This window comes from Sphingomonas sp. Leaf412 (assembly GCF_001425405.1).
GTDB lineage: Bacteria > Pseudomonadota > Alphaproteobacteria > Sphingomonadales > Sphingomonadaceae > Sphingomonas.
In genome coordinates this window covers 542,809-562,055 of record NZ_LMQP01000003.1, presented here as the reverse complement: position 1 = coordinate 562,055, position 19,247 = coordinate 542,809, and the positions used below count along the sequence as shown (strand labels likewise).

Below are 19,247 nucleotides of genomic sequence, written 5' to 3'. Positions count from 1 at the left end.
ATCCATGCGTATCTTCGTCACCGGCGGCGCCGGGTTCATCGGCTCCGCGCTGGTCCGGCACCTGATCGACGACAGCGATCACGCGGTGCTGAACTTCGACAAATTGACCTATGCGGGCACGCTGTCGACGGTGGACGGCGTGTCGAAGTCGAACCGCTACGAATTCGTGCAGGGCGACATCTGCGACCGCGCGGCGGTGGATGCGGCGATCCGCGATTTCCGCCCCGACGTCGTCACGCACCTGGCGGCGGAGAGCCATGTCGACCGCTCGATCGACGGGCCGGACGCGTTCATCCAGACGAATCTGGTCGGCACGTTCACGATGCTGTCCGCGGCGCGCAGCTACTGGCAGGGCCTCGACGGCGATGCGAAGGCGGCGTTCCGCTTCCACCACATCTCCACCGACGAGGTGTACGGATCGCTGGGCGACACCGGGCTGTTCACCGAGGAGACGCCGTATGATCCGCGCAGCCCCTATTCGGCGTCGAAGGCGGGGTCGGACCATCTCGTCAGCGCGTGGGGGCATACGTACGGCCTGCCGGTGCTCATCACCAATTGCTCGAACAATTACGGGCCGTACCATTTCCCGGAAAAGCTGATCCCGCTGATGATCGTGAAGGCGTTGGCTGGGGAGACGCTGCCCGTGTACGGCAAGGGCGATCAGGTGCGCGACTGGCTGTACGTCGAGGATCACGTCCGCGCGCTGCGCCGCGTGTTCGAGGCGGGCGCGGTGGGCCGGACGTACAATGTCGGCGGCAACAACGAGAAGCAGAATCTGGAGGTCGTGCAGGCGGTGTGCGCGATCCTCGACCGGTTGCGCCCGCGTGGCGACGGGAAATCCTATGCCGAGCAGATCGGCTATGTCGCGGACCGGCCGGGGCACGACAAGCGCTACGCCATCGACGCGTCGCGGATCAGGGACGAGCTGGGCTGGGAGCCGGCGGAGACGTTCGAGAGCGGGATCGCGAAGACGGTGGCATGGTATCTGGCGAACGAGGACTGGTGGCGACCGCTGGTCGCGGCGAAGGCGTCCGAGCGGCGGGGCGTGGCGGCGTAACGCGCAACAGCCGTTCGCCCTGAGCGAAGTCGAAGGGTATGCGCCGACGGTCGCGCATGGGCTTCGACTTCGCTCAGCCCGAACGGAAGGGAAAGTAAGCCGACATGAACACCATCCTCGTCACCGGCGCCAACGGGCAGCTGGGCACCGAATTGCGGCGTCATGCCTGGCCCGACGGCTGGGGCGTGCACGCGGTCGATATCGAGGACCTCGACCTGAGCGATACCGCCGCGATCCAGGCGCTGGTGGCGTCGCGCCCGTGGGCGGCGGTCGTCAACGGCGCGGCCTATACCGCGGTGGACAAGGCGGAGGACGATCTCGTCACCGCCTGGGCAGTCAACGCGCTGGCGCCCGCGGCGTTCGCAAAGGCGTGCCGCGCGGCGGACATTCCGCTGGTGCAGGTATCGACCGATTACGTGTTCGACGGGACGAACGCTGGCGGATGGGCGACCGACGACGCGGTCAGGCCGCTGAACGTGTATGGCGCGTCGAAGCTGGGCGGCGAGCTGGCGGTGCGGACCGGGTGCCCGCGGCATGCGATCGTGCGGACCAGCTGGGTCGTGTCGCCGCACGGGCATAATTTCATCAGGACGATGCTGCGGCTCGGCGCCGAGCGCGAGCGGCTGACCGTGGTGGACGACCAATACGGCGCGCCGACCAGTGCGGCGGACCTCGCCGCGGCGCTGGCGACGATCGCGATGCGGATGGCGGACGATGCCACGCTCGCGGGGACGTGGCATTTCACCAATGCGGGCGAGACGACCTGGGCCGGCTTCGCGCGCGCGATCTTCGCGTCCGCGCAGCGGCACGGCGGGCCGTCGCCCGAGGTGGCGGGCATCACCACCGCGGACTATCCCGTGCCCGCCACGCGCCCGGCGCATTCGCGGCTGAGCCACGATACGCTGGTGCGCGACTTCTGCATCCAGCCGCGCGACTGGCGCGTCGCGCTGGACGACATCATCGACGAACTTTTGGGAGCACCTGCATGAAGGGCATCATCCTGGCCGGCGGCTCCGGCACCCGGCTCCACCCGGCGACGCTGGCGATCAACAAGCAGTTGCTGCCGGTGTACGACAAGCCGATGATCTATTACCCGCTCAGCGTCCTGATGCTGGCGGGGATCCGCGACATCCTCATCATCTCCAGCCCCGAATTCCTGCCCAATTACCGGCGGATGTTCGGCGACGGGTCCGACTGGGGCCTGACGATGACCTATGCCGAGCAGCCGAAGCCCGAGGGGCTGGCGCAGGCGTTCACGATCGGCGCGGACTTCATCGGCGACGACCGCGTCGCGCTGGTGCTGGGCGACAACATCTTCTTCGGCGCGAACCTGACCGACCTGCTGGCCAGCGCGGTCGCGCGCGACGGCGGCGCGACGGTGTTCAGCTATCGCGTCGACGATCCCGAGCGTTACGGCGTGGTGGAGATGGGTGACGGCGGCAAGGCGATCAGCCTGGAAGAGAAGCCCGCGGTGCCCAAATCGAACCTCGCGGTTACGGGCCTGTATTTCTACGACAATCGCGTCGTGCAGCTGGCGCGCGACCTCGCCCCGTCGGCGCGCGGGGAGTATGAGATCACCGACCTCAACCGGCTGTACATGGAGGCGGGCGACCTGCACGTCGAGCAGATGGGGCGCGGCTATGCCTGGCTCGACACCGGCACCCACGACAGCCTGCTGGAGGCGAGCGAGTTCGTGCGCACGATCCAGCACCGCCAGGGAATCCAGGTCGCGTGCCTGGAGGAGATCGCGTTCGAAATGGGCTTCATCACCGCCGACCAGGCGCGCGCGCGTGGCGAGGCGCTGAGCAAGACCGCCTACGGCCGCGCCATCATCGCCGCGGTGGAGGGGCGGTAGCAAACCCGTTCGCCCTGAGCGAAGTCGAAGGGCCGGCGCGACGCATGTGCTTCGACGTCGCTCAGCACGAACGGCGGTTTCGCGGACCTCTCTCCCCTGTTATCCCCCTCGAATGAAAGCCGTCCTCCCCGCCCCCGCCCGCGCCCTGCTCGAACCGCATCTGCCCGCCGACATGGACGTGGCGTGGTTCACCGCCCCGGACGAGGCGACGGCGGGGATCGCGGAGGCGGAGATCGCGTGGGTCGACATGACGCCGACGCGCCACGTCGCGGACGCGATCCGCAGCGCGGGGCCGCGGCTGAAATGGGTGTCGACGCTGTACGCCGGGCTCGACGCCTTTCCGCTCGACGACCTGAAGCGGCGCGGCGCGATCGTGACCAACGGCACGGGCGTGAACGCGATCGCGGTGGCGGAATATGCGGTCATGGGCGTGCTGGTCGGCGCGAAGCGGTTCGACGAGGTGCTCCGCGCGCATGACCGGCAGGAATGGCCGAAGGACGCGCCGGGCAAGCTGGAATTGTTCGAGACGAAGGCGCTGATCGTCGGCCACGGCGCGATCGGGCGGCTGATCGGCGAGCGATTGCAGGCATTCGGGGTCGCGGTGACCGGGGTGACGCGATCGGGGCGCGACGGGACGATCACGCCCGACGCCTGGCGCGCGCGGCTGGGCGAGTACGACTGGGTGATCCTGGCGGCGCCGTCGACCGGGGATACCAAGGCGATGATCGGCGCGGACGAACTGGCGGCGATGAAGCCGGGGGCGTGGATCGTCAACATCGCGCGCGGCGACATGATCGACGACGATGCGCTGATCGCCGCGCTGGAGGGCGGGCGGCTGGGCGGCGCGTTCCTGGACCCGACCAATCCGGAACCGTTGCCGCCCGAACATCCGTTGTGGCGCGCGCCGCGCTGCATCATCACGATGCACCTGTCGGGGCGCAGCCAGACGAAGATGTTCCAGCGCGCAGGCGCGCTGTTCCTGCGCAACCTGGCGGCGTACCGTGCCGGCGAGGCGATGGAGAACGTCGCCGATCTCGCCGCAGGATACTGACGGGACGGGCGAAAGTCGCGACCGGCGTCGCGCCCGCCCGGAATTGCGACTGGCGTGACCGCGCCGGTGCGGGTATCCGCGTGACGAATTCGTAACGCTTGCGGAGCACGCATTGGAACTGCGCGAACAGATCGCCTACCTCATCATCGCGGCCCTGGTGGTCGCCGGGACGGTGACGTTCGTGCTCTGGAAACGGCGGCGCGACGCGCGACGGCGGCGGTTGCGCGGCATCAAGACCGACGAGCAGGCGAAACCGCGCCGCACCGCATAGCGCACCGCCGCCGCGCAATGCTATGCCCCGCCCCGGTGACAGGGGGATGATATCATGGATCTGGGACTGACCGGCCGACGCGCGATCGTCTGCGCCTCCAGCCACGGGCTGGGCCGCGCGTGCGCGATGGCACTGGCGGAGGCGGGCGCGTCGGTGGTGCTGAACGGCCGCGACGCCGCCGCGCTGGACGCGACCGCGCGCGACATCCGCGACGCGACCGGCGCCGCGGTGGCGACGGTCGCGGGCGACGTGGCGGACGATGCGACGCAGGTCGCGCTGGTGGCCGCGGCGGACGGCGCGCCCGACATCCTGGTCAACAACAACGGCGGCCCGCCGCTGAAGGACTTCCGCACGCTGGACGCCGCGGCGATCCACGCCGGGCTCGACGCCAACATGGTGACGCCGATCCGCATGACGCAGCGCGTGGTGGACGGCATGATGGAACGCGGCTTCGGCCGTATCCTGTGCGTCACCAGCGGATCGGTGAAGTCGCCCGTCCCCGGCCTCGACCTGTCCAGCGGCGCGCGCATCGGGCTGACCGGGTTCCTGGCGGGCGTGGCGCGACAGGTGGCGGGGCGCAACGTCACGATCAACTTCCTCCTCCCCGGCCTGTTCGCGACACGGCGGCTGGAGGGAGTCCACGCCTTTTCGGCCAAGGCGCAGGGCGTGAGCGCGCAGGAAGCCGAACAACGCGCGCGCGCGCGCATCCCCGCGGGGCGGTTCGGCGATCCGGACGAATTCGGCCGGACCTGCGCCTTCCTGTGTTCGACCCATGCCGGGTTCATCACGGGACAGAGCCTGCTGATCGACGGCGGCGCCTATGCGGGCGTGCTATAAAGGCGAAGTATGTTGCGCGGCGGGAGCGATTCGCCCAATGCCGCGCGCCTGCAAGACGAAGGATTGTTGCCATGGCCGCGAACTGGGCCGCCGATAGCTGGAAGAGCGCACAGGCGCTGCAATTGCCCGAATATCCCGACGCCGCGGCGCTGGACGACGTGACGCAGCGGATCGGCAATTTCCCCCCGCTGGTCTTCGCGGGCGAGGCGCGCAACCTGACGACCGACCTGGCCAAGGTGGCGGAGGGCAAGGCGTTCCTGTTGCAGGGCGGCGATTGCGCGGAAAGCTTCGCCGAATTCCACCCCAACAACATCCGCGACACGTTCCGCGTCATCCTGCAAATGTCGGTCGTCCTGACCTATGCCAGCAAGCTGCCGGTGGTGAAGGTCGGGCGCATGGCGGGACAATTCGCCAAGCCGCGGTCGTCGAACACCGAGGTCATCGACGGCGTCGAACTGCCCAGCTACCGCGGCGACAACGTCAACGACATCGCCTTCACCGCGGCCAGCCGCATCCCCGATCCGGAACGGATGATCCGCGCCTATGCGCAATCCGCCGCAACGCTGAACCTGCTGCGCGCGTTCGCGCAGGGCGGCTATGCGAACCTGCACCAGGTCCACCGCTGGACGCACGATTTCATGGGCCGCAGCCCGTGGGCGAAGAAATATGCCGAGACCGCGGACCGGATCGGCGAGGCGCTGGATTTCATGGAGGCGTGCGGGATCAGCCCCGACACCGTCCCGCAGCTGTCGCAGACCACCTTCTACACCAGCCACGAGGCGCTGCTGCTGCCGTTCGAGGAGGCGATGACGCGGCAGGATTCGCTGACCGGCGACTGGTACGACACGTCCGCGCACATGCTGTGGATCGGCGATCGCACGCGGTTCGAGGGATCGAGCCATGTCGAGTTCCTGCGCGGCATCGGCAACCCCATCGGCGTGAAATGCGGACCGAGCCTCGAGCCCGACGCGCTGCTGCGGATGCTCGACACGCTGAACCCCGGCCGCGTGCCCGGGCGCATGACGCTCATCACGCGCTACGGCTACGACAAGATCGAGGCGCATCTGCCCACGCTGGTCCGCGCGGTGACGCGGGAGGGTCATCCGGTGGTGTGGTCGTGCGATCCGATGCACGGCAACGTCGTGAAGGCCGCCAACGGCTACAAGACGCGGCCCTTCGAGCGCATTCTGGCGGAGGTGCGCGGCTTCTTCGCGGTGCATCGCGCGGAGGGGACGCATGCGGGCGGTATCCATGCCGAGATGACGGGCCAGAACGTCACCGAATGCACCGGCGGCGCGATCGACGTGACCGAGCAGAGCCTGGCGGACCGCTATCACACGCATTGCGATCCGCGGCTGAACGCCGGGCAGAGCCTGGAACTGGCGTTCCTGCTGGCCGAGATGCTGAACGCCGAACTGTCGGAGCGTCGGAAGGCCGCGTGAGGCGATGACCGAGACCCGCCCCGCGGTCGTGACGAGCGACGGCGTCGCGATGCGGTTTCGCGCGCCCGCGGCGCATCTGGCCGAGATCGTCATCGACTACGCCTTCTACGATTCCGGTCCGGCGGGGTCGGCGGTGCGGCACAACGACTATCTGCCCGGTCCCGCGAACCTCGTGATGACGTTCGACGCCGGGCCGGTGCGCGCGACGGTGCGCAACCACAGGTTGGAGTGGCGCAACGACGCGGTGGTCTTCGGCCCCACCAGTTACGCCTTTCGCGCCGACAGCGACGGCGGGCGCCTGATCGGGATCGGTATCACCGCGATCGGATGGGCGCGCCTGTTCGGCAAGCACGCCGCGCGCGTGGCGGATCGCGTCGTGCCGCTGGCGAGCCTGTGGGAGGAGCCGCGCGCGCGCGCCTTCTACGGCGCGCTGGCGGCGGCGGGGCGCGACGAGGATGCGGCGGTGACGGTGCTGGATCATGCGCTGACCGCCGCCTTGTCGCCCGAGGGACGCGACATGCCGGTGATCCGCGCGCTGACCGCGATGCTGCACGACCCCGCGGCGGTGGAATGCGCGGAGGTCGCGGACCGGCTGGCGGTGCAGGAGACGCAGTTGCGCCGGATCGCGAAACATTATTTCGGCTTCGGGCCGAAGCGGCTGCTGCGCCAGCACCGCTTCATGCGCGCAGTCGCCGCGCTGACCGGTCCGCATGCGGCGCGACTGTCGGATGCGGACGTCTTCACCCCCTATTACGACCAGTCGCATTTCATCCGCGACGCGCACCTGTTCCTGGGCCGGACCGCGCGCCAGTTCGGGATCGCCCTGACGCCGATCATGGCCGGGATGCTGCGCGGCCGGACGCAGGAATTCGGCGCGCCGTTGCAGGGCCTGCTGGAGGCGGGCCGCGACAACCTGCCGCCGCATACGCGATGGCTTGACGGCGGCCCGGCCGCCCCGTAGGTGCGCCGCTTCACTGCCGACGGCCCCTTCGTCTAGCGGTTAGGACGTCGCCCTCTCACGGCGAAAACACGAGTTCGATTCTCGTAGGGGTCACCACCTTCGGCGACGACGGCAGGCACCGATGGCGTGCCGCCCCCTCCCCTTCCTCGGTCACGCTGCGCGGCAGGCCCGGCGCCAAGTCACGATCCGCCGCCCTTCGCGCGCAGCGTGATCCGGGTCAGTTCCGACGGCACGCCCAGCCGCAGCGCGAAGCCCGGCCACAGCGCGGTGCCGTTGTTCACGTACAGCGTCATGCCCCCCACCGCATAGCGACCGGACACGAACCCGTCGTTGGCCGGCGCGACCAGGCGATCGAGGCCGCGGATCATGCCGCCGTGGGTGTGCCCCGACAGCTGGACCGCCACGCCCCGGGCGGCGGCACGCCGCGCCTTCCGCGGCTGATGATCGAGCAGCAGGACCGGCGCACCCGCCGGCGCGCCCGACAGCGCGGCGTCGAGGTCCGGCCCCGCCTGCCCCACGCCCGGCGCGGACAGGTCGGTCACGCCCGCGAGCACCAGGCGCGCGTCGCCGCGTTCCAGGACGACATGCGCGTTGGGCAACATGCGGATCCCCAGCCCGGACAGGTGCCGCATCCAGGCGGCGTAATCGAAGAAATATTCGTGGTTGCCGGGGATGGCGAAGACGCCGTCCGGCGCGCGCAGGTCGCGCAGCGGCGCCACGTCGGCACGCCGCATCGCCACCGACCCGTCGATGAAGTCCCCCGTGACGACGATCAGGTCCGCGTCCGCCGCATTCGCCCGCGCCACCACCGCGCGCGCCCAGGCGGCCGGGAACAGGCGGCTGATGTGCAGGTCGGTCAGCTGGATCAGGCGGTAGCCGTCGAAGCGGGGCGACAGGCCGGGAACGGCGATCTCCACGTCCCTGACCGGGGGCACGCGCACCGCGTTCCACACCCCCAGCGCGGCGAGCAGCGCGGCGATGCCCGCGATCGCGAAGCGTGCGCCGTCGGGGACCGTCACCGCGCCGCGCCGCACCGCCATCGTCGCCAGCGTCGCCAGGTCCAGCGCGATCTGGAACGCCGCCAGCAGCAGGATCGCGCCGAACGCCCAGTTGAACAGGATCACGACGCCCCGCGGCATTTCGGGATCGAAGACCGAGCCCGACGACAGCCGGCTCCACAGATGGAATTGCGATGCGACGAGAAGCGCGACCGCGACCGCGACCTTCACCCCGGGCGTCAGCGCGAGCGGCCACAGCCAGCGCGCCAGGACCAGCAGGCACGGCACGGCGAAGAAGAGGTGGAAGATCGCGCTGGCTCCTGTCCGGTCGACGACGAGGTTCCGACCGATACCCGGTCCGGGCCCGGCGGTCGCGCCTTCCTGATCGGGTCGACGCGCCGGCGCAACCCCGCCGGCGCGCGGTTAAAGGATGCCGGGCAGGTCCAGCCCCTTCTCCCGCGCGCACGCCGTGGCGATGTCGTAGCCCGCGTCGGCGTGGCGCATGACGCCGGTGGCGGGGTCGTTCCACAACACGCGTTCCAGACGGCTTGCTGCGTCGGCGGTGCCGTCCGCGACGATCACCATCCCGCTATGTTGCGAATAGCCCATGCCGACCCCGCCGCCGTGGTGAAGCGAGACCCAGGTCGCGCCGCTGGCGGTATTGAGCAGCGCGTTGAGCAGCGGCCAGTCGCTGACCGCGTCGCTGCCGTCGCGCATCGCCTCCGTCTCGCGGTTGGGGGAGGCGACCGATCCGCTGTCGAGATGGTCGCGGCCGATCACCACCGGCGCCTTCAACTCGCCCGACGCCACCATGTCGTTGAACGCGAGGCCGAGCCGGTGGCGGTCGCCCAGCCCGACCCAGCAGATGCGCGCGGGCAGGCCCTGGAACCGGATGCGTTCGCGCGCCATGTCGAGCCAGCGGTGCAGCGCCACATTGTCGGGCAGCAGTTCCTTCACCTTCGCGTCGGTGCGGTAGATGTCCTCGGGATCGCCCGACAGCGCGACCCAGCGGAACGGGCCGATGCCGCGGCAGAACAGGGGGCGGATATAGGCGGGGACGAAGCCGGGGAAGGCGAAGGCGTCGGCCACCCCCTCGTCCTTCGCGACCTGTCGGATGTTGTTGCCGTAATCGACCGTGGGCACGCCCGCGCGCTGGAAATCCAGCATCGCCTGCACGTGCCGCGCCATCGACGCCTTCGCCGCGGCGGCGACGCCCGCCGGATCCTGTTCGCGCGCGGCGATCCAGCGCTCGACGGTCCAGCCCGCGGGAAGGTAGCCGTTGACGGGATCGTGTGCGCTGGTCTGGTCGGTCAGGAGGTCGGGGCGGACGCCGCGGGCGACCATCTCGGGCAGCAGCTCGGCGGCATTGCCGAGCAGGCCGACCGACACCGGTTCGCGCGCGCGCGTGACGATCGCCAGCGCCTCGTCCAGGCTGTCGGTGGCGCGGTCGAGATAGCCGGTGCGCAGCCGCATATCGATGCGCGACTGCTGGCATTCGATCGCGAGGCACGATGCGCCCGCCATCACCGCCGCCAGCGGCTGCGCCCCGCCCATGCCGCCGAGCCCCGCGGTCAGCAGCCACTTGCCCGACAGGTCGCCGCCGTGATGCTGGCGCCCCATCTCCACGAACGTCTCGTACGTGCCCTGCACGATCCCCTGCGTGCCGATGTAGATCCACGACCCCGCGGTCATCTGGCCGTACATCGCCAGCCCCTTGCGATCGAGTTCGTCGAAATGCTCCCACGTCGCCCATTTGGGCACGAGGTTGCTGTTCGCGATCAGGACGCGGGGCGCATCCCGGTGCGTGCGGAAGACGCCAACCGGCTTGCCCGACTGGACCAGCAGCGTCTGGTCGTCCTCCAGCGCGCGCAGGGCCGCGACGATGCGGTCGTAGCTGTCCCAGTCGCGCGCCGCGCGGCCGATCCCGCCGTAGACGACGAGGTCCGCCGGATTCTCCGCAACGTCGGGATGCAGATTGTTCATTAGCATCCGCAACGGCGCCTCGGTCAGCCAGCTTTTCGCCGACAGCGTGGTGCCGGTGGCGGCGCGGATGTCGCGGGCGGGATCGTGGCGGTTCATCGGGCGAACTCCAGGCAGGCGGCGAGGATGAGGCCGAGCGTCGCGCGCAGCGGCGCGGCGACGGCAGGGTCGAAGGCGGGCGGCCAGGTGTCGGGCGTGACCTGCCCCACCGGTTCGCGCAGATAGGCGCGGATCGCGGTTTCCATCTGGATCGCGTGGACGCCCGTTTCCGGCCTGCCGTAATGCCGCGTGGTCCAGCCGCCGCGGAAGCGCCCGTCGACGACATGGCTGCGCCCCGATGCGGCGGCGATGGCCGCGACCGCATCGCGCAGTTCGGGCGCGCAGGTGGTGCCGCCGTTGGTGCCGATGTTCAGTTCGGGCAGGTCGCTGTCGAACAGGCGGGGAATGCGGCTGCGGATCGAATGGCAGTCGTAGACCACGACCCGGTCGTGCGTCGCGCGCAGCCGGGCGACCTCCGCGGACAGCGCGGCGTGATAGGGGTCGAAATAGGCGGCGCGCCGACGCGCGATCTCCGCCGCGTCCGGCCCCGCGCCGTCGTACAGGGGGTCGCCGTCGAACGTCGTCGTCGGGCATAATTCCGTCGTCGCCTGCCCCGGATAGAGCGACGCGCCCGACGGATCGCGGTTCGCGTCGATCGTGCTGCGCGAGATTCCGGTGGCGACCACGGTGGCGTCGGCCAGCCCGTCGTACAGGTCGCGGATATGCCAGTCCGCGTCGCGCCGCGCCCACCAGTCCGACCGGAACCCCCCGGTCGGCAGCGCCAGCCCCCCATGCGGCATGGCGAGGATCAGCGGCGTGTCCGCCCGCGCGACGTGCAGGATCACGCCGCGACGCCCGGCAGATCGCCGACCGCGGCCAGCAGCGCGCCGTCCACCACCAGCGCGGTCGCCGCCGCCATGTCGGGTGCCATGTGGCGATCGTCCGTCAAGGTCGGCACTGCGGCGCGGAGCAGCGCGCGGATGCGCTCCACCGGCGCGCTCGACGTCAGCGGCGCGTGGAAATCGCACCCCTGCGCGGCGGCGAGCAGCTCGATGCCCAGCACCGCGTCGACGTTCGCCGCCATCGCGATCAGCCGCCGCGCCCCATGCGCCGCCATCGACACGTGATCCTCCTGGTTGGCGGAGGTCGGGATCGAATCGACGCTGGCGGGATAGGCGCGCTGCTTGTTCTCGCTCACCAGCGCCGCCGCGGTCACCTGCGGGATCATGAAGCCGGAATTCAGGCCGGGCCTGGGCGTCAGGAACGCGGGAAGCCCCGACAGCGCGGGGTCGACCAGCATCGCGACGCGGCGTTCGGACAGGCTGCCGATCTCGCACAATGCCATCGCGATCATGTCCGCGGCGAAGGCGACCGGCTCGGCATGGAAGTTCCCGCCCGACAGTGCCTCGTCCTGGGCTTCGTCCGTGTCCGGGAAGATCAGCGGATTGTCGCTGACGCCGTTCGCCTCGGTCACCAGCGTCGCCGCCGCCTGTCGCAACAGGTCGAGGATCGCGCCCATCACCTGCGGCTGGCAGCGCAGGCAATAGGGGTCCTGCACGCGTACGTCGTCCTCGCGATGCGAGGCGCGGATCGCCGATCCCCGCATCATCGCGCGCAAGGCGCCGGCGGTGTCGATCTGCCCGCGATGACCGCGAAGCGCGTGGATGCGCGGATCGAAGGGTGCGTCCGATCCCTTCGCCGCCTCGGTCGACACGATGCCCGTGACCAGCGCGGACCGGTACAATCGCTCCGCCTCGAACAGGCCGGCGAGCGCGTAGGCGGTGCTGAACTGCGTGCCGTTGAGGAGCGCCAGTCCTTCCTTCGGCCCCAGTTCCAGCGGCGACAGCCCCGCGTCCGCCAGCGCCCGCGCCGCGGGCACCACCGCGCCGTCGACGATCATGTCGCCGACGCCGATCATCGCCGCGGTCATGTGCGCCAGCGGAGCCAGGTCGCCGCTCGCCCCCACCGATCCCTGCGCGGGTACGACGGGGGTCAAACCGTGCGCCAGCATCGCCTCCAGCAGCGCGACGGTCGCGGGCCGGACCCCCGATGCGCCCTGCGCCAGGCTGGCGAGTTTCAGCGCCATCATCAGCCGCGCGACCGGGACCGGCATCGCCTCCCCCACCCCCGCCGCGTGGCTGAGCACGATGTTGCGCTGGAGCGTGGCGAGGTCGGCGGCGTCGATGCGGACGCTGGCCAGTTTTCCGAAGCCGGTGTTGATGCCGTAGACCGGATCTCCCTTCCCCACGATCCGCGCCACCGCGGCGGCACTGGCGGCGATCGCCTGCGCACATGACGGGTCGAGCCGGGGTGATGCGCCGCGATAGATGGCGAGCCAGTCGGCATATGGGACAGCGCCAGGGCGAAGGATCATCGACCGTTCCTGATGCGGGAGTGGAGGGGGTTGAAACCGATGCGGTAGACCAGCTCGGCAGGGTCGGAGACGTCCCACACCGCCAGGTCGCACGCCTTGCCGACCTCCAGCGTGCCGATCGCATCGTGGAGGCCCAGCGCGCGGGCGGCATTGACGGTCAGGCCGCGCAACGCCTCCACCACCGTCAGCCGGAACAGCGTCGCGGCCATGTTCAGGACCAGCAGCGGGCTGGTCAGCGGCGAGGTGCCGGGGTTGCAATCGGTCGCCAGCGCGATCGGGACGCCCGCGGCACGCAGCGCGGCGACGGGGGGCAGCATCGTCTCGCGCATGAAGTAATAGGCGCCGGGCAGGAGGACCGCGACCGTGCCCGCCGCCGCCATCGCCGCGACGTCGGCATCGGTGGCATGTTCGAGGTGATCCGCCGACAACGCCCCGTGGCGCGCCGCCAGCGACGCGCCGCCCAGCGCGGACAATTGCTCCGCATGCAGCTTCACCGGCAGGCCCGCGTCGCGCGCCGCGGCGAAGACGCGATCGACCTGCGCCGGCGTGAACCCGATGCCCTCGCAGAACGCGTCGACCGCATCCGCCAGCCCGCCCAGTTCGGGGATCTGTGCACAGACTCGGTCGATATAGCCGTCCGCGTCGCCCGCATATTCGGGCGGCAGCGCGTGCGCGGCGAGGAAGGTCGTCGCGACGCGGACGTCGCGCTCGTCGCCCAGCCGCCGTGCGGCGCGCAGCATCTTCGCCTCGTCGAAGGGGGTCAGGCCATAGCCGGACTTGACCTCCACCGTCGTCACGCCCTCCGCGATCAGCGCGTCGAGCCGCGGCAAAGTGGTCGTGACCAGCTCGTCCTCGCTCGCGTCCCGCGTCGCGCGCATCGTCGACACGATGCCGCCGCCCGCACGTGCGATCTCCTCGTAGCTGGCGCCCGCCAGCCGGGCCGCGAACTCGCCCGCGCGGTTTCCGGCGTGGATCAGGTGCGTGTGGCAGTCGATCAGTCCCGGGGTGATCCAGCGGCCGCCGCAATCCACCTGGTGCGCCGCCTCGATCGCGACCGTGGCGGGCCCGGCATAGGCGATCCGCCCGTCGCGCGCCGCGACTATGCCGTCCGCGACGATCCCCAGGTCGTCGCCGGCCATCGTCGCCAGCCGCGCGTTCCGCCATATCGTGTCGCAGCGCACGTGCTCGCCTCCACCAATTGTATATACAAAAGCACGACCCCGCATTACTGTCCAGCCCCGACAGGGAGGATGCGATGCGGACGATCTTCTTCGGACAGGCGCTGCTGCCCGACGGCTGGGCGCGCGACGTGCGGGTGTCGATCGCGGACGGCCGGATCGCCGCGATCGAGCCGCGGGCGACGCCGCGCGGCGACGAACCGCGCCACGCCACCGCCCTGCCCGGCCTGCCCAACCTGCACAGCCACAGCTTCCAGCGGCTGATGGCCGGGCGTGCCGAACGCAGGAGCGGGCCCGCGCACGACGATTTCTGGAGCTGGCGCGAGTTGATGTACCGGATCCTGCACGACCTGACGCCCGACGACGTGGCGGCGATCGCGGCGATGGCGTTCGTGGAGATGCTGGAGGCGGGCTTCACCCGCGTCGGAGAGTTTCACTATCTCCACCACCAGCCGTCGGGCGCGCCCTATGCCGATCCGGCGGAGACGGCGGCGGCGGTCGCGGGCGCGGCGGCGGAAACCGGGATCGCGCTGACGCTGCTGCCCGTCTTCTACGCCCATTCGGGCTTCGGCGGCACCGCGCCGACCGCGGGGCAGCGGCGCTTCGTGACCGACCTGGACGGGTTCGCGACGCTGCACGACGCCAGCCGCCGCGCGGTCGCCGCGCTTCCCGACGCGGTCGTCGGCATCGCGCCGCATTCGCTGCGCGCGGTGACGCCGGACGAACTGGCGGTGCTGGCCACGATGGCGCCCGACGCGCCGATCCACATCCACGTCGCGGAACAGGTGAAGGAGGTCGCCGACTGCCTCGCATGGTCGGGACGGCGGCCGGTCGCGTGGCTGCTGGACCATCAGGCGGTCGATGCGCGCTGGTGCCTGGTCCACGCGACGCATGTCGACGCGGGGGAGATGGCGGCGGTGGCGGCGAGCGGGGCGGTCGTGGGTCTGTGCCCGATCACGGAAGCGAATCTGGGCGACGGCCTGTTTCCCGCGGACGCGTATCTGTCCGCGGGCGGGGCGTTCGGGATCGGCAGCGATTCGAACGTGCGGATCGACGCGGCGGAGGAGCTGCGCCTGCTGGAATACGGCCAGCGGCTGTCGCTGCGGCGGCGCACCGTACTGGCCGCGCCGGGCGCCTCGACCGGCGAGACGCTGGTGACGGCGGTCCTGCACGGCGGCGCGCACGCGCTGGGGGCGGATGCGGGGTTCGCGGTCGGCGCGCCCGCCGATCTGGTCGCGCTGTCCGACGCGGGCGAAGAATCGCTCGACCGCTGGATCTTCGCGGGCGGCGGACCGCGCGTCGACGCGGTGTGGCGCGCGGGTCGGCAGGTGGTGGAGGGCGGGCGTCACCGCACGCGCGACGCCGTCGCGGCGCGATATGCGCGGGTGGCGGCGCGGCTGCTTCGTGCCTGAACGGACCCGACGGCGGACGCCCCCCGCGCCGGGCCGCGTCAGTCGAACAGCGGCAGCGCGGTCGTGGACTTGATCTCCTGCATCGCGAAGGACGAACTGACGTCGTGCAGCGGCGCCACCTTCGTCAGCTTGCGATAGATGCGGTCATAGTCCGCGATGTCGCGCGCCACGATCTTCAGCAGATAGTCGATCTCCCCGCTCATGCGGTAGAATTCCACCACCTCCGGAATGCGCGCGACCCCGTCGGCGAAGGTCTGCAACCACTCGTCGCCGTGCTGCGCGGTCCGCACCGCGACGATGACCGTCACGCCCAGCCCCAGTGCCTCCCGGTCCAGGATGGCGACGCGGCGCCCGATGACGCCGTCGCGCTCCATCCGCTTGATCCGTTTCCAGCACGGCGTCGCGGACAGGCCGACGCGCTCCGCGATCTCCGCGATCGCGACGGTGGCGTCCTCCTGTAGGATGGCCAGGATGCGCCGGTCGACCGGTTCGAGAACAGTTTCCTTCATATCGCCGCCAGGATAGGACGATATTCCGCATCGCGCCAGTTGCGCCGTGATCTCGAGACGGTTATTCCCCGTCGAACGGCTATAACGATCCCGACGTCCCGAGGGAGGAAGCCATGTTCGACCGTCTGTTCCGCGCGCACCCGGCCGAGGTAGGGGAAAGTTATGGCGAGCATATGCTGACGGCGGGCGGATTCGGGGTCGCGCTGATCGGGGCGGGGCTGGCGTGCCTGGTCCATGCGATCGTGCCCGCGTGGTTCGAGAAGACGGGCAGCCGCGCGATCGCCCGGCTGCACGACCGGATGATCGCCGGGCGCCGCCGGCGGGCGGGCGGCGTCGTCGACGCATGAGGCAGGACCGCCCCGCCGCGATCATGGCGGCGGACCTGTACAACGATATCGGCGAGACGGCGTCGGACGGCTGGCGCGACCGGATGCCCGGGCTGACGATCGTGGCGCTGGGGACGCTGGCGGCGGGGTTCCTGTCCGACCGCTACGGCGCGCCGCTGACGCTGATGGCGCTGTTGCTGGGCCTGGCGCTCAATTTCCTGTCGGAGGATGCGCGCCTGACGCCGGGGCTGGTCTTCGCGGCGCGATCGCTGCTGCGGTGGGGCATCGTGCTGGTGGGCCTGCGCGTCACCGCGGGCCAGGTCGTGGCGCTCGGCCCCGTGGCGCTGCTGTGCGTGGCGGGGATCGTGGCGCTGACGATCGGGGCGGGCGTGGTAGCGAGCCGGCGGCTGGGCTTCGACGCCGCGTTCGGGACGCTGGCGGGGGGCGCGGTCGCGATCTGCGGCGCCAGCGCGGCGATGGCGCTGGCGGCGACGCTGGGCCCGAAACGGTCGGGGGAGGCGCAGCTGACCCTCGTCCTGGTCGGCATTTCGGCGATGAGCGCGACCGCGATGCTGGTCTATCCCGCGATCGCGCACGTGCTGGCCCTGTCCGACCTGCGCGCGGGGTTCCTGCTGGGCGCGTCGATCCACGACGTCGCGCAGGCGCTGGGCGCGGGCTATGCCTATTCGCCCGGCGCGGGGCAGATCGCGGCGATCGTGAAGCTGACCCGCGTCGCGTTGCTCGCGCCCGTGCTGGCGATCGTGACGCTGTTCCTGCCGCGTGACGGCGGCGGGGCGGCGCGCGCCGGGATGCCGTGGTTCGTGGTCGGGTTCTTCGTCATGGCGGGGATCAACTCGCTGGGCGTCGTCCCGCCGATCGCGGCGACGCTGGCGGAGAAGACCGCCGCGGTCCTCCTGGCCGCCGCGGTAACCGCCACCGCGATCCGCACGCCGCTGGCCAAGCTGGTCGAGGGCGGGCCGCGCCCGTTGATCGTGATCCTGATCGCCACGGTCGCGGCGTTCCTTCTGTCGCTGGCCGCGGCGATGCTGGTGATCGGCTAGTCACCAGCTCGGCCGGAACTGCCCCTCCAGCGCGTGGTCGTCGCCCGGATACCAGAACCGGCCCATCGTCACCGGCACGTCCGCGTTCCACGTCCGCCGTTCGACCACCAGGCACGCCTCCCCCTCCGCCAGCGCCAGGTGCCCCGCGACCGCCGCTGTGGCGCCGCGCGCGGAGATGCGGTGGCGCGCCTGCGTCCACGGGACGTTCGCCAGCAGCCACGCGCCGGGACTGACCGTTTCCAGCGGTTGCCGTACGATGCGCGGCGCGGCGGCGACGTTGACCAGTCGTTCCTCCAGCTGGAACGGCCGGTCGTCGGACGAATGCAGGCACAGCATCCGCATCATCGCCGCGTCCGCGGGCGCGGGCAGGTCCCCGCGCGCGGGCGCGCCGGGCGCCAGCATGTCGCACGACAGCAGGCGATAGCCGTAGCGCCGCCCGTCGCGCCGCACCGCGTCGGCGGCATCCCATATCTCCAGCACCGGGCGTTCGCGCGCGCGCGCGGTGACGATCGTGCCGGTCCTGGGCCGCCGTTCCACCAGCCCCTCCGACGCCAGGCTCTGGATCGCCTTGTTCACCGTCATGCGCGACGCGGCATAGATGTCGGTGAGCGAGGTTTCCGCGGGCACCCGGGTTCCCGCGGGCCAGTCCCCGGTCAGGATCGCGAGCGCCATCGACCGGCGGATCTGCAACCAGATCGGCCCGTCGCCGTCGAGCGGCGGGATCGGGATCGGCGTGTCGGACATGGTCGGCGCAGGGGGCTTTCTGGATCGCGCCGCGACCGTGCCCGATCGTGCGCGCGGGGGCAAACGGGCGGATGACCGATCGCGTTTCGCGGGGTACGTGGGGCCGACCGAGCGAAGGAGCAGACGTGAGCCGACCCATCAAGCGCGTGTTCGTGACCGGAAGCGCGGGCTTCATCGGCTTCCACCTGTCGCGGCTGCTGGTGGAGGACGGGATCGCGGTCCACGGCTACGACGGGATGACCGATTATTACGCGGTGTCGCTGAAGGAACGCCGCCATGCGATGCTGCGGGCGCATGACGGCTTCGCCGCGACGGAGGCGATGCTGGAGGATCGCGCCGCGCTGGACGCCGCGATCGACGCGTTCCGTCCCGACGCGATCGTTCACCTCGCCGCGCAGGCGGGCGTGCGGTACAGCCTGGAAAATCCGCGCGCCTATATCGACGCCAACGTCGTGGGGACGTTCAACGTCATGGAGGCCGCGCGGCGCCACGCGGTCGCGCACCTGCTGATGGCGTCGACGTCGTCGGTCTACGGCGCGAACGAGCATATGCCGTTCGCCGAGACCGACAAGGCGGACACGCCGCTGACGATCTATGCCGCGACGAAGAAGGCGACGGAGGCGATGGGCCACGCCTACGCCCACCTGTGGGACCTGCCGACGACGATGTTCCGCTTCTTCACCGTGTACGGCCCGTGGGGGCGGCCGGACATGGCGCCGTCGAAGTTCGTCGACGCGATCCTCGCCGGACGCCCGATCGACGTGTACAATCAGGGGGAGATGTATCGCGACTTCACCTATGTCGACGATCTCGCCCGCGCGATCCGCCTGCTGATCGATTGCGCCCCGCAACGCCCGGCGACGCCCGCGGACGTCCCCGCGGGCGATTCGCTCAGCCCGGTGGCGCCGTGGCGGATCGTCAACATCGGCAATTCGGACAAGGTCCGCCTGCTCGATTTCATCGACGCGATCGAGGACAGCCTGGGCATCCGCGCGATCCGCCACTATCTGCCGATGCAGCCGGGCGACGTGGCCGCGACCTGGGCGGATGCGACGTTGCTGCACACGCTCACCGGGTATCGCCCGCACACCGGTTACCGCGACGGCGTCGCGCGGTTGGTGGCGTGGTTCCGGGAGTATCACGGCCGCTGAG

19 protein-coding genes and 1 tRNA gene are annotated in these 19,247 nt (G+C 70.8%); 13 read left to right on the top strand and 7 right to left on the bottom strand.

The annotated features are described in order from the left end of the window. Positions 1–4 precede the first annotated feature (4 nt). The 9 genes from rfbB to ASG29_RS09765 all read left to right on the top strand — a co-directional run bounded on the left by rfbB (position 5) and on the right by ASG29_RS09765 (position 7,570). On the top strand, positions 5–1,057 hold the full coding sequence (gene rfbB, locus ASG29_RS09800) for a dTDP-glucose 4,6-dehydratase (protein WP_055983266.1): 1,053 nt from the start codon (positions 5–7) through the stop codon (positions 1,055–1,057). Positions 1,058–1,161: 104 nt separating this feature from the next. After that, positions 1,162–2,046, top strand: coding sequence for a dTDP-4-dehydrorhamnose reductase (gene rfbD, locus ASG29_RS09795; RefSeq protein ID WP_055983264.1), 885 nt, complete (start codon positions 1,162–1,164; stop codon positions 2,044–2,046). Beyond that, the gene (gene rfbA, locus ASG29_RS09790) at positions 2,043–2,912 is read left to right on the top strand and encodes a glucose-1-phosphate thymidylyltransferase RfbA (protein WP_055983262.1); all 870 of its coding nucleotides are present in this window, start codon (positions 2,043–2,045) and stop codon (positions 2,910–2,912) included. Before rfbD ends, rfbA begins: the two co-directional genes overlap by 4 nt. Before the next feature lie 112 nt (positions 2,913–3,024). Beyond that, the gene (locus ASG29_RS09785; RefSeq protein ID WP_055983261.1) at positions 3,025–3,963 is read left to right on the top strand and encodes a D-2-hydroxyacid dehydrogenase; all 939 of its coding nucleotides are present in this window, start codon (positions 3,025–3,027) and stop codon (positions 3,961–3,963) included. A 112-nt stretch (positions 3,964–4,075) separates the two neighbouring features. Then, entirely contained in the window at positions 4,076–4,234 is a 159-nt protein-coding gene (locus ASG29_RS16725; protein WP_156457973.1) for a hypothetical protein, read from the top strand. 54 nt (positions 4,235–4,288) lie between these two features. Then, positions 4,289–5,071 (top strand): SDR family oxidoreductase, encoded by a 783-nt coding sequence (locus ASG29_RS09780; protein WP_055983259.1) that lies wholly within the window; start codon positions 4,289–4,291, stop codon positions 5,069–5,071. Positions 5,072–5,142: 71 nt separating this feature from the next. Beyond that, positions 5,143–6,513, top strand: a complete 1,371-nt coding sequence (locus tag ASG29_RS09775) for a class II 3-deoxy-7-phosphoheptulonate synthase (protein ID WP_055983257.1) — start codon at positions 5,143–5,145, stop codon at positions 6,511–6,513. Between the two features lie 4 nt (positions 6,514–6,517). Further along, positions 6,518–7,474: a helix-turn-helix domain-containing protein gene (locus tag ASG29_RS09770; RefSeq protein WP_055983255.1), complete on the top strand. Its 957-nt coding sequence runs from the start codon at positions 6,518–6,520 to the stop codon at positions 7,472–7,474. 21 nt (positions 7,475–7,495) lie between these two features. Beyond that, positions 7,496–7,570: transfer RNA gene (locus tag ASG29_RS09765), tRNA-Glu, on the top strand. Positions 7,571–7,653: 83 nt separating this feature from the next. Here ASG29_RS09765 and ASG29_RS09760 read toward each other — a convergent pair. The 5 genes from ASG29_RS09760 to hutI form a co-directional block, all read right to left on the bottom strand. Then, positions 7,654–8,760: a metallophosphoesterase gene (locus tag ASG29_RS09760; protein WP_235532857.1), complete on the bottom strand. Its 1,107-nt coding sequence runs from the start codon at positions 8,758–8,760 to the stop codon at positions 7,654–7,656. 135 nt (positions 8,761–8,895) lie between these two features. Beyond that, positions 8,896–10,551: a urocanate hydratase gene (gene hutU, locus ASG29_RS09755; protein ID WP_055983251.1), complete on the bottom strand. Its 1,656-nt coding sequence runs from the start codon at positions 10,549–10,551 to the stop codon at positions 8,896–8,898. Further along, a complete protein-coding gene (gene hutG / locus ASG29_RS09750) occupies positions 10,548–11,336 on the bottom strand; it encodes an N-formylglutamate deformylase (RefSeq protein ID WP_268796222.1) in 789 nt (262 codons plus the stop codon). The genes hutU and hutG overlap by 4 nt, the downstream gene beginning before the upstream one ends. Continuing rightward, a complete protein-coding gene (gene hutH, locus ASG29_RS09745) occupies positions 11,333–12,865 on the bottom strand; it encodes a histidine ammonia-lyase (protein ID WP_055983249.1) in 1,533 nt (510 codons plus the stop codon). The genes hutG and hutH overlap by 4 nt, the downstream gene beginning before the upstream one ends. Further along, on the bottom strand, positions 12,862–14,046 hold the full coding sequence (gene hutI, locus ASG29_RS09740) for an imidazolonepropionase (protein ID WP_055983247.1): 1,185 nt from the start codon (positions 14,044–14,046) through the stop codon (positions 12,862–12,864). The genes hutH and hutI overlap by 4 nt, the downstream gene beginning before the upstream one ends. Before the next feature lie 74 nt (positions 14,047–14,120). Between hutI and ASG29_RS09735 the strand changes: the two genes are divergently transcribed. Further along, positions 14,121–15,455: a formimidoylglutamate deiminase gene (locus ASG29_RS09735; RefSeq protein ID WP_055983245.1), complete on the top strand. Its 1,335-nt coding sequence runs from the start codon at positions 14,121–14,123 to the stop codon at positions 15,453–15,455. A 38-nt stretch (positions 15,456–15,493) separates the two neighbouring features. Here the strand turns inward: ASG29_RS09735 and ASG29_RS09730 are convergent, their stop codons facing one another. Next, positions 15,494–15,964 carry an Lrp/AsnC family transcriptional regulator gene (locus ASG29_RS09730; RefSeq protein WP_055983243.1) on the bottom strand — a complete coding sequence of 157 codons (471 nt, stop codon included), beginning with the start codon at positions 15,962–15,964 and terminating at the stop codon, positions 15,494–15,496. Between the two features lie 113 nt (positions 15,965–16,077). Between ASG29_RS09730 and ASG29_RS09725 the strand changes: the two genes are divergently transcribed. Next, positions 16,078–16,311, top strand: coding sequence for a DUF6356 family protein (locus ASG29_RS09725; RefSeq protein WP_055983240.1), 234 nt, complete (start codon positions 16,078–16,080; stop codon positions 16,309–16,311). Continuing rightward, complete coding sequence (locus ASG29_RS09720) at positions 16,308–17,351, top strand: YeiH family protein (RefSeq protein WP_055983238.1); 1,044 nt, start codon at positions 16,308–16,310, stop codon at positions 17,349–17,351. The genes ASG29_RS09725 and ASG29_RS09720 overlap by 4 nt, the downstream gene beginning before the upstream one ends. On the opposite strand, the gene ASG29_RS09715 is transcribed toward ASG29_RS09720, so the two are convergent. Then, positions 17,352–18,095 (bottom strand): UTRA domain-containing protein, encoded by a 744-nt coding sequence (locus tag ASG29_RS09715; RefSeq protein WP_055983236.1) that lies wholly within the window; start codon positions 18,093–18,095, stop codon positions 17,352–17,354. 125 nt (positions 18,096–18,220) lie between these two features. Here ASG29_RS09715 and ASG29_RS09710 point away from each other — a divergent pair, with 125 nt between their 5' ends. Further along, positions 18,221–19,246 carry an NAD-dependent epimerase/dehydratase family protein gene (locus ASG29_RS09710; protein WP_235532856.1) on the top strand — a complete coding sequence of 342 codons (1,026 nt, stop codon included), beginning with the start codon at positions 18,221–18,223 and terminating at the stop codon, positions 19,244–19,246. Position 19,247 lies beyond the last annotated feature (1 nt).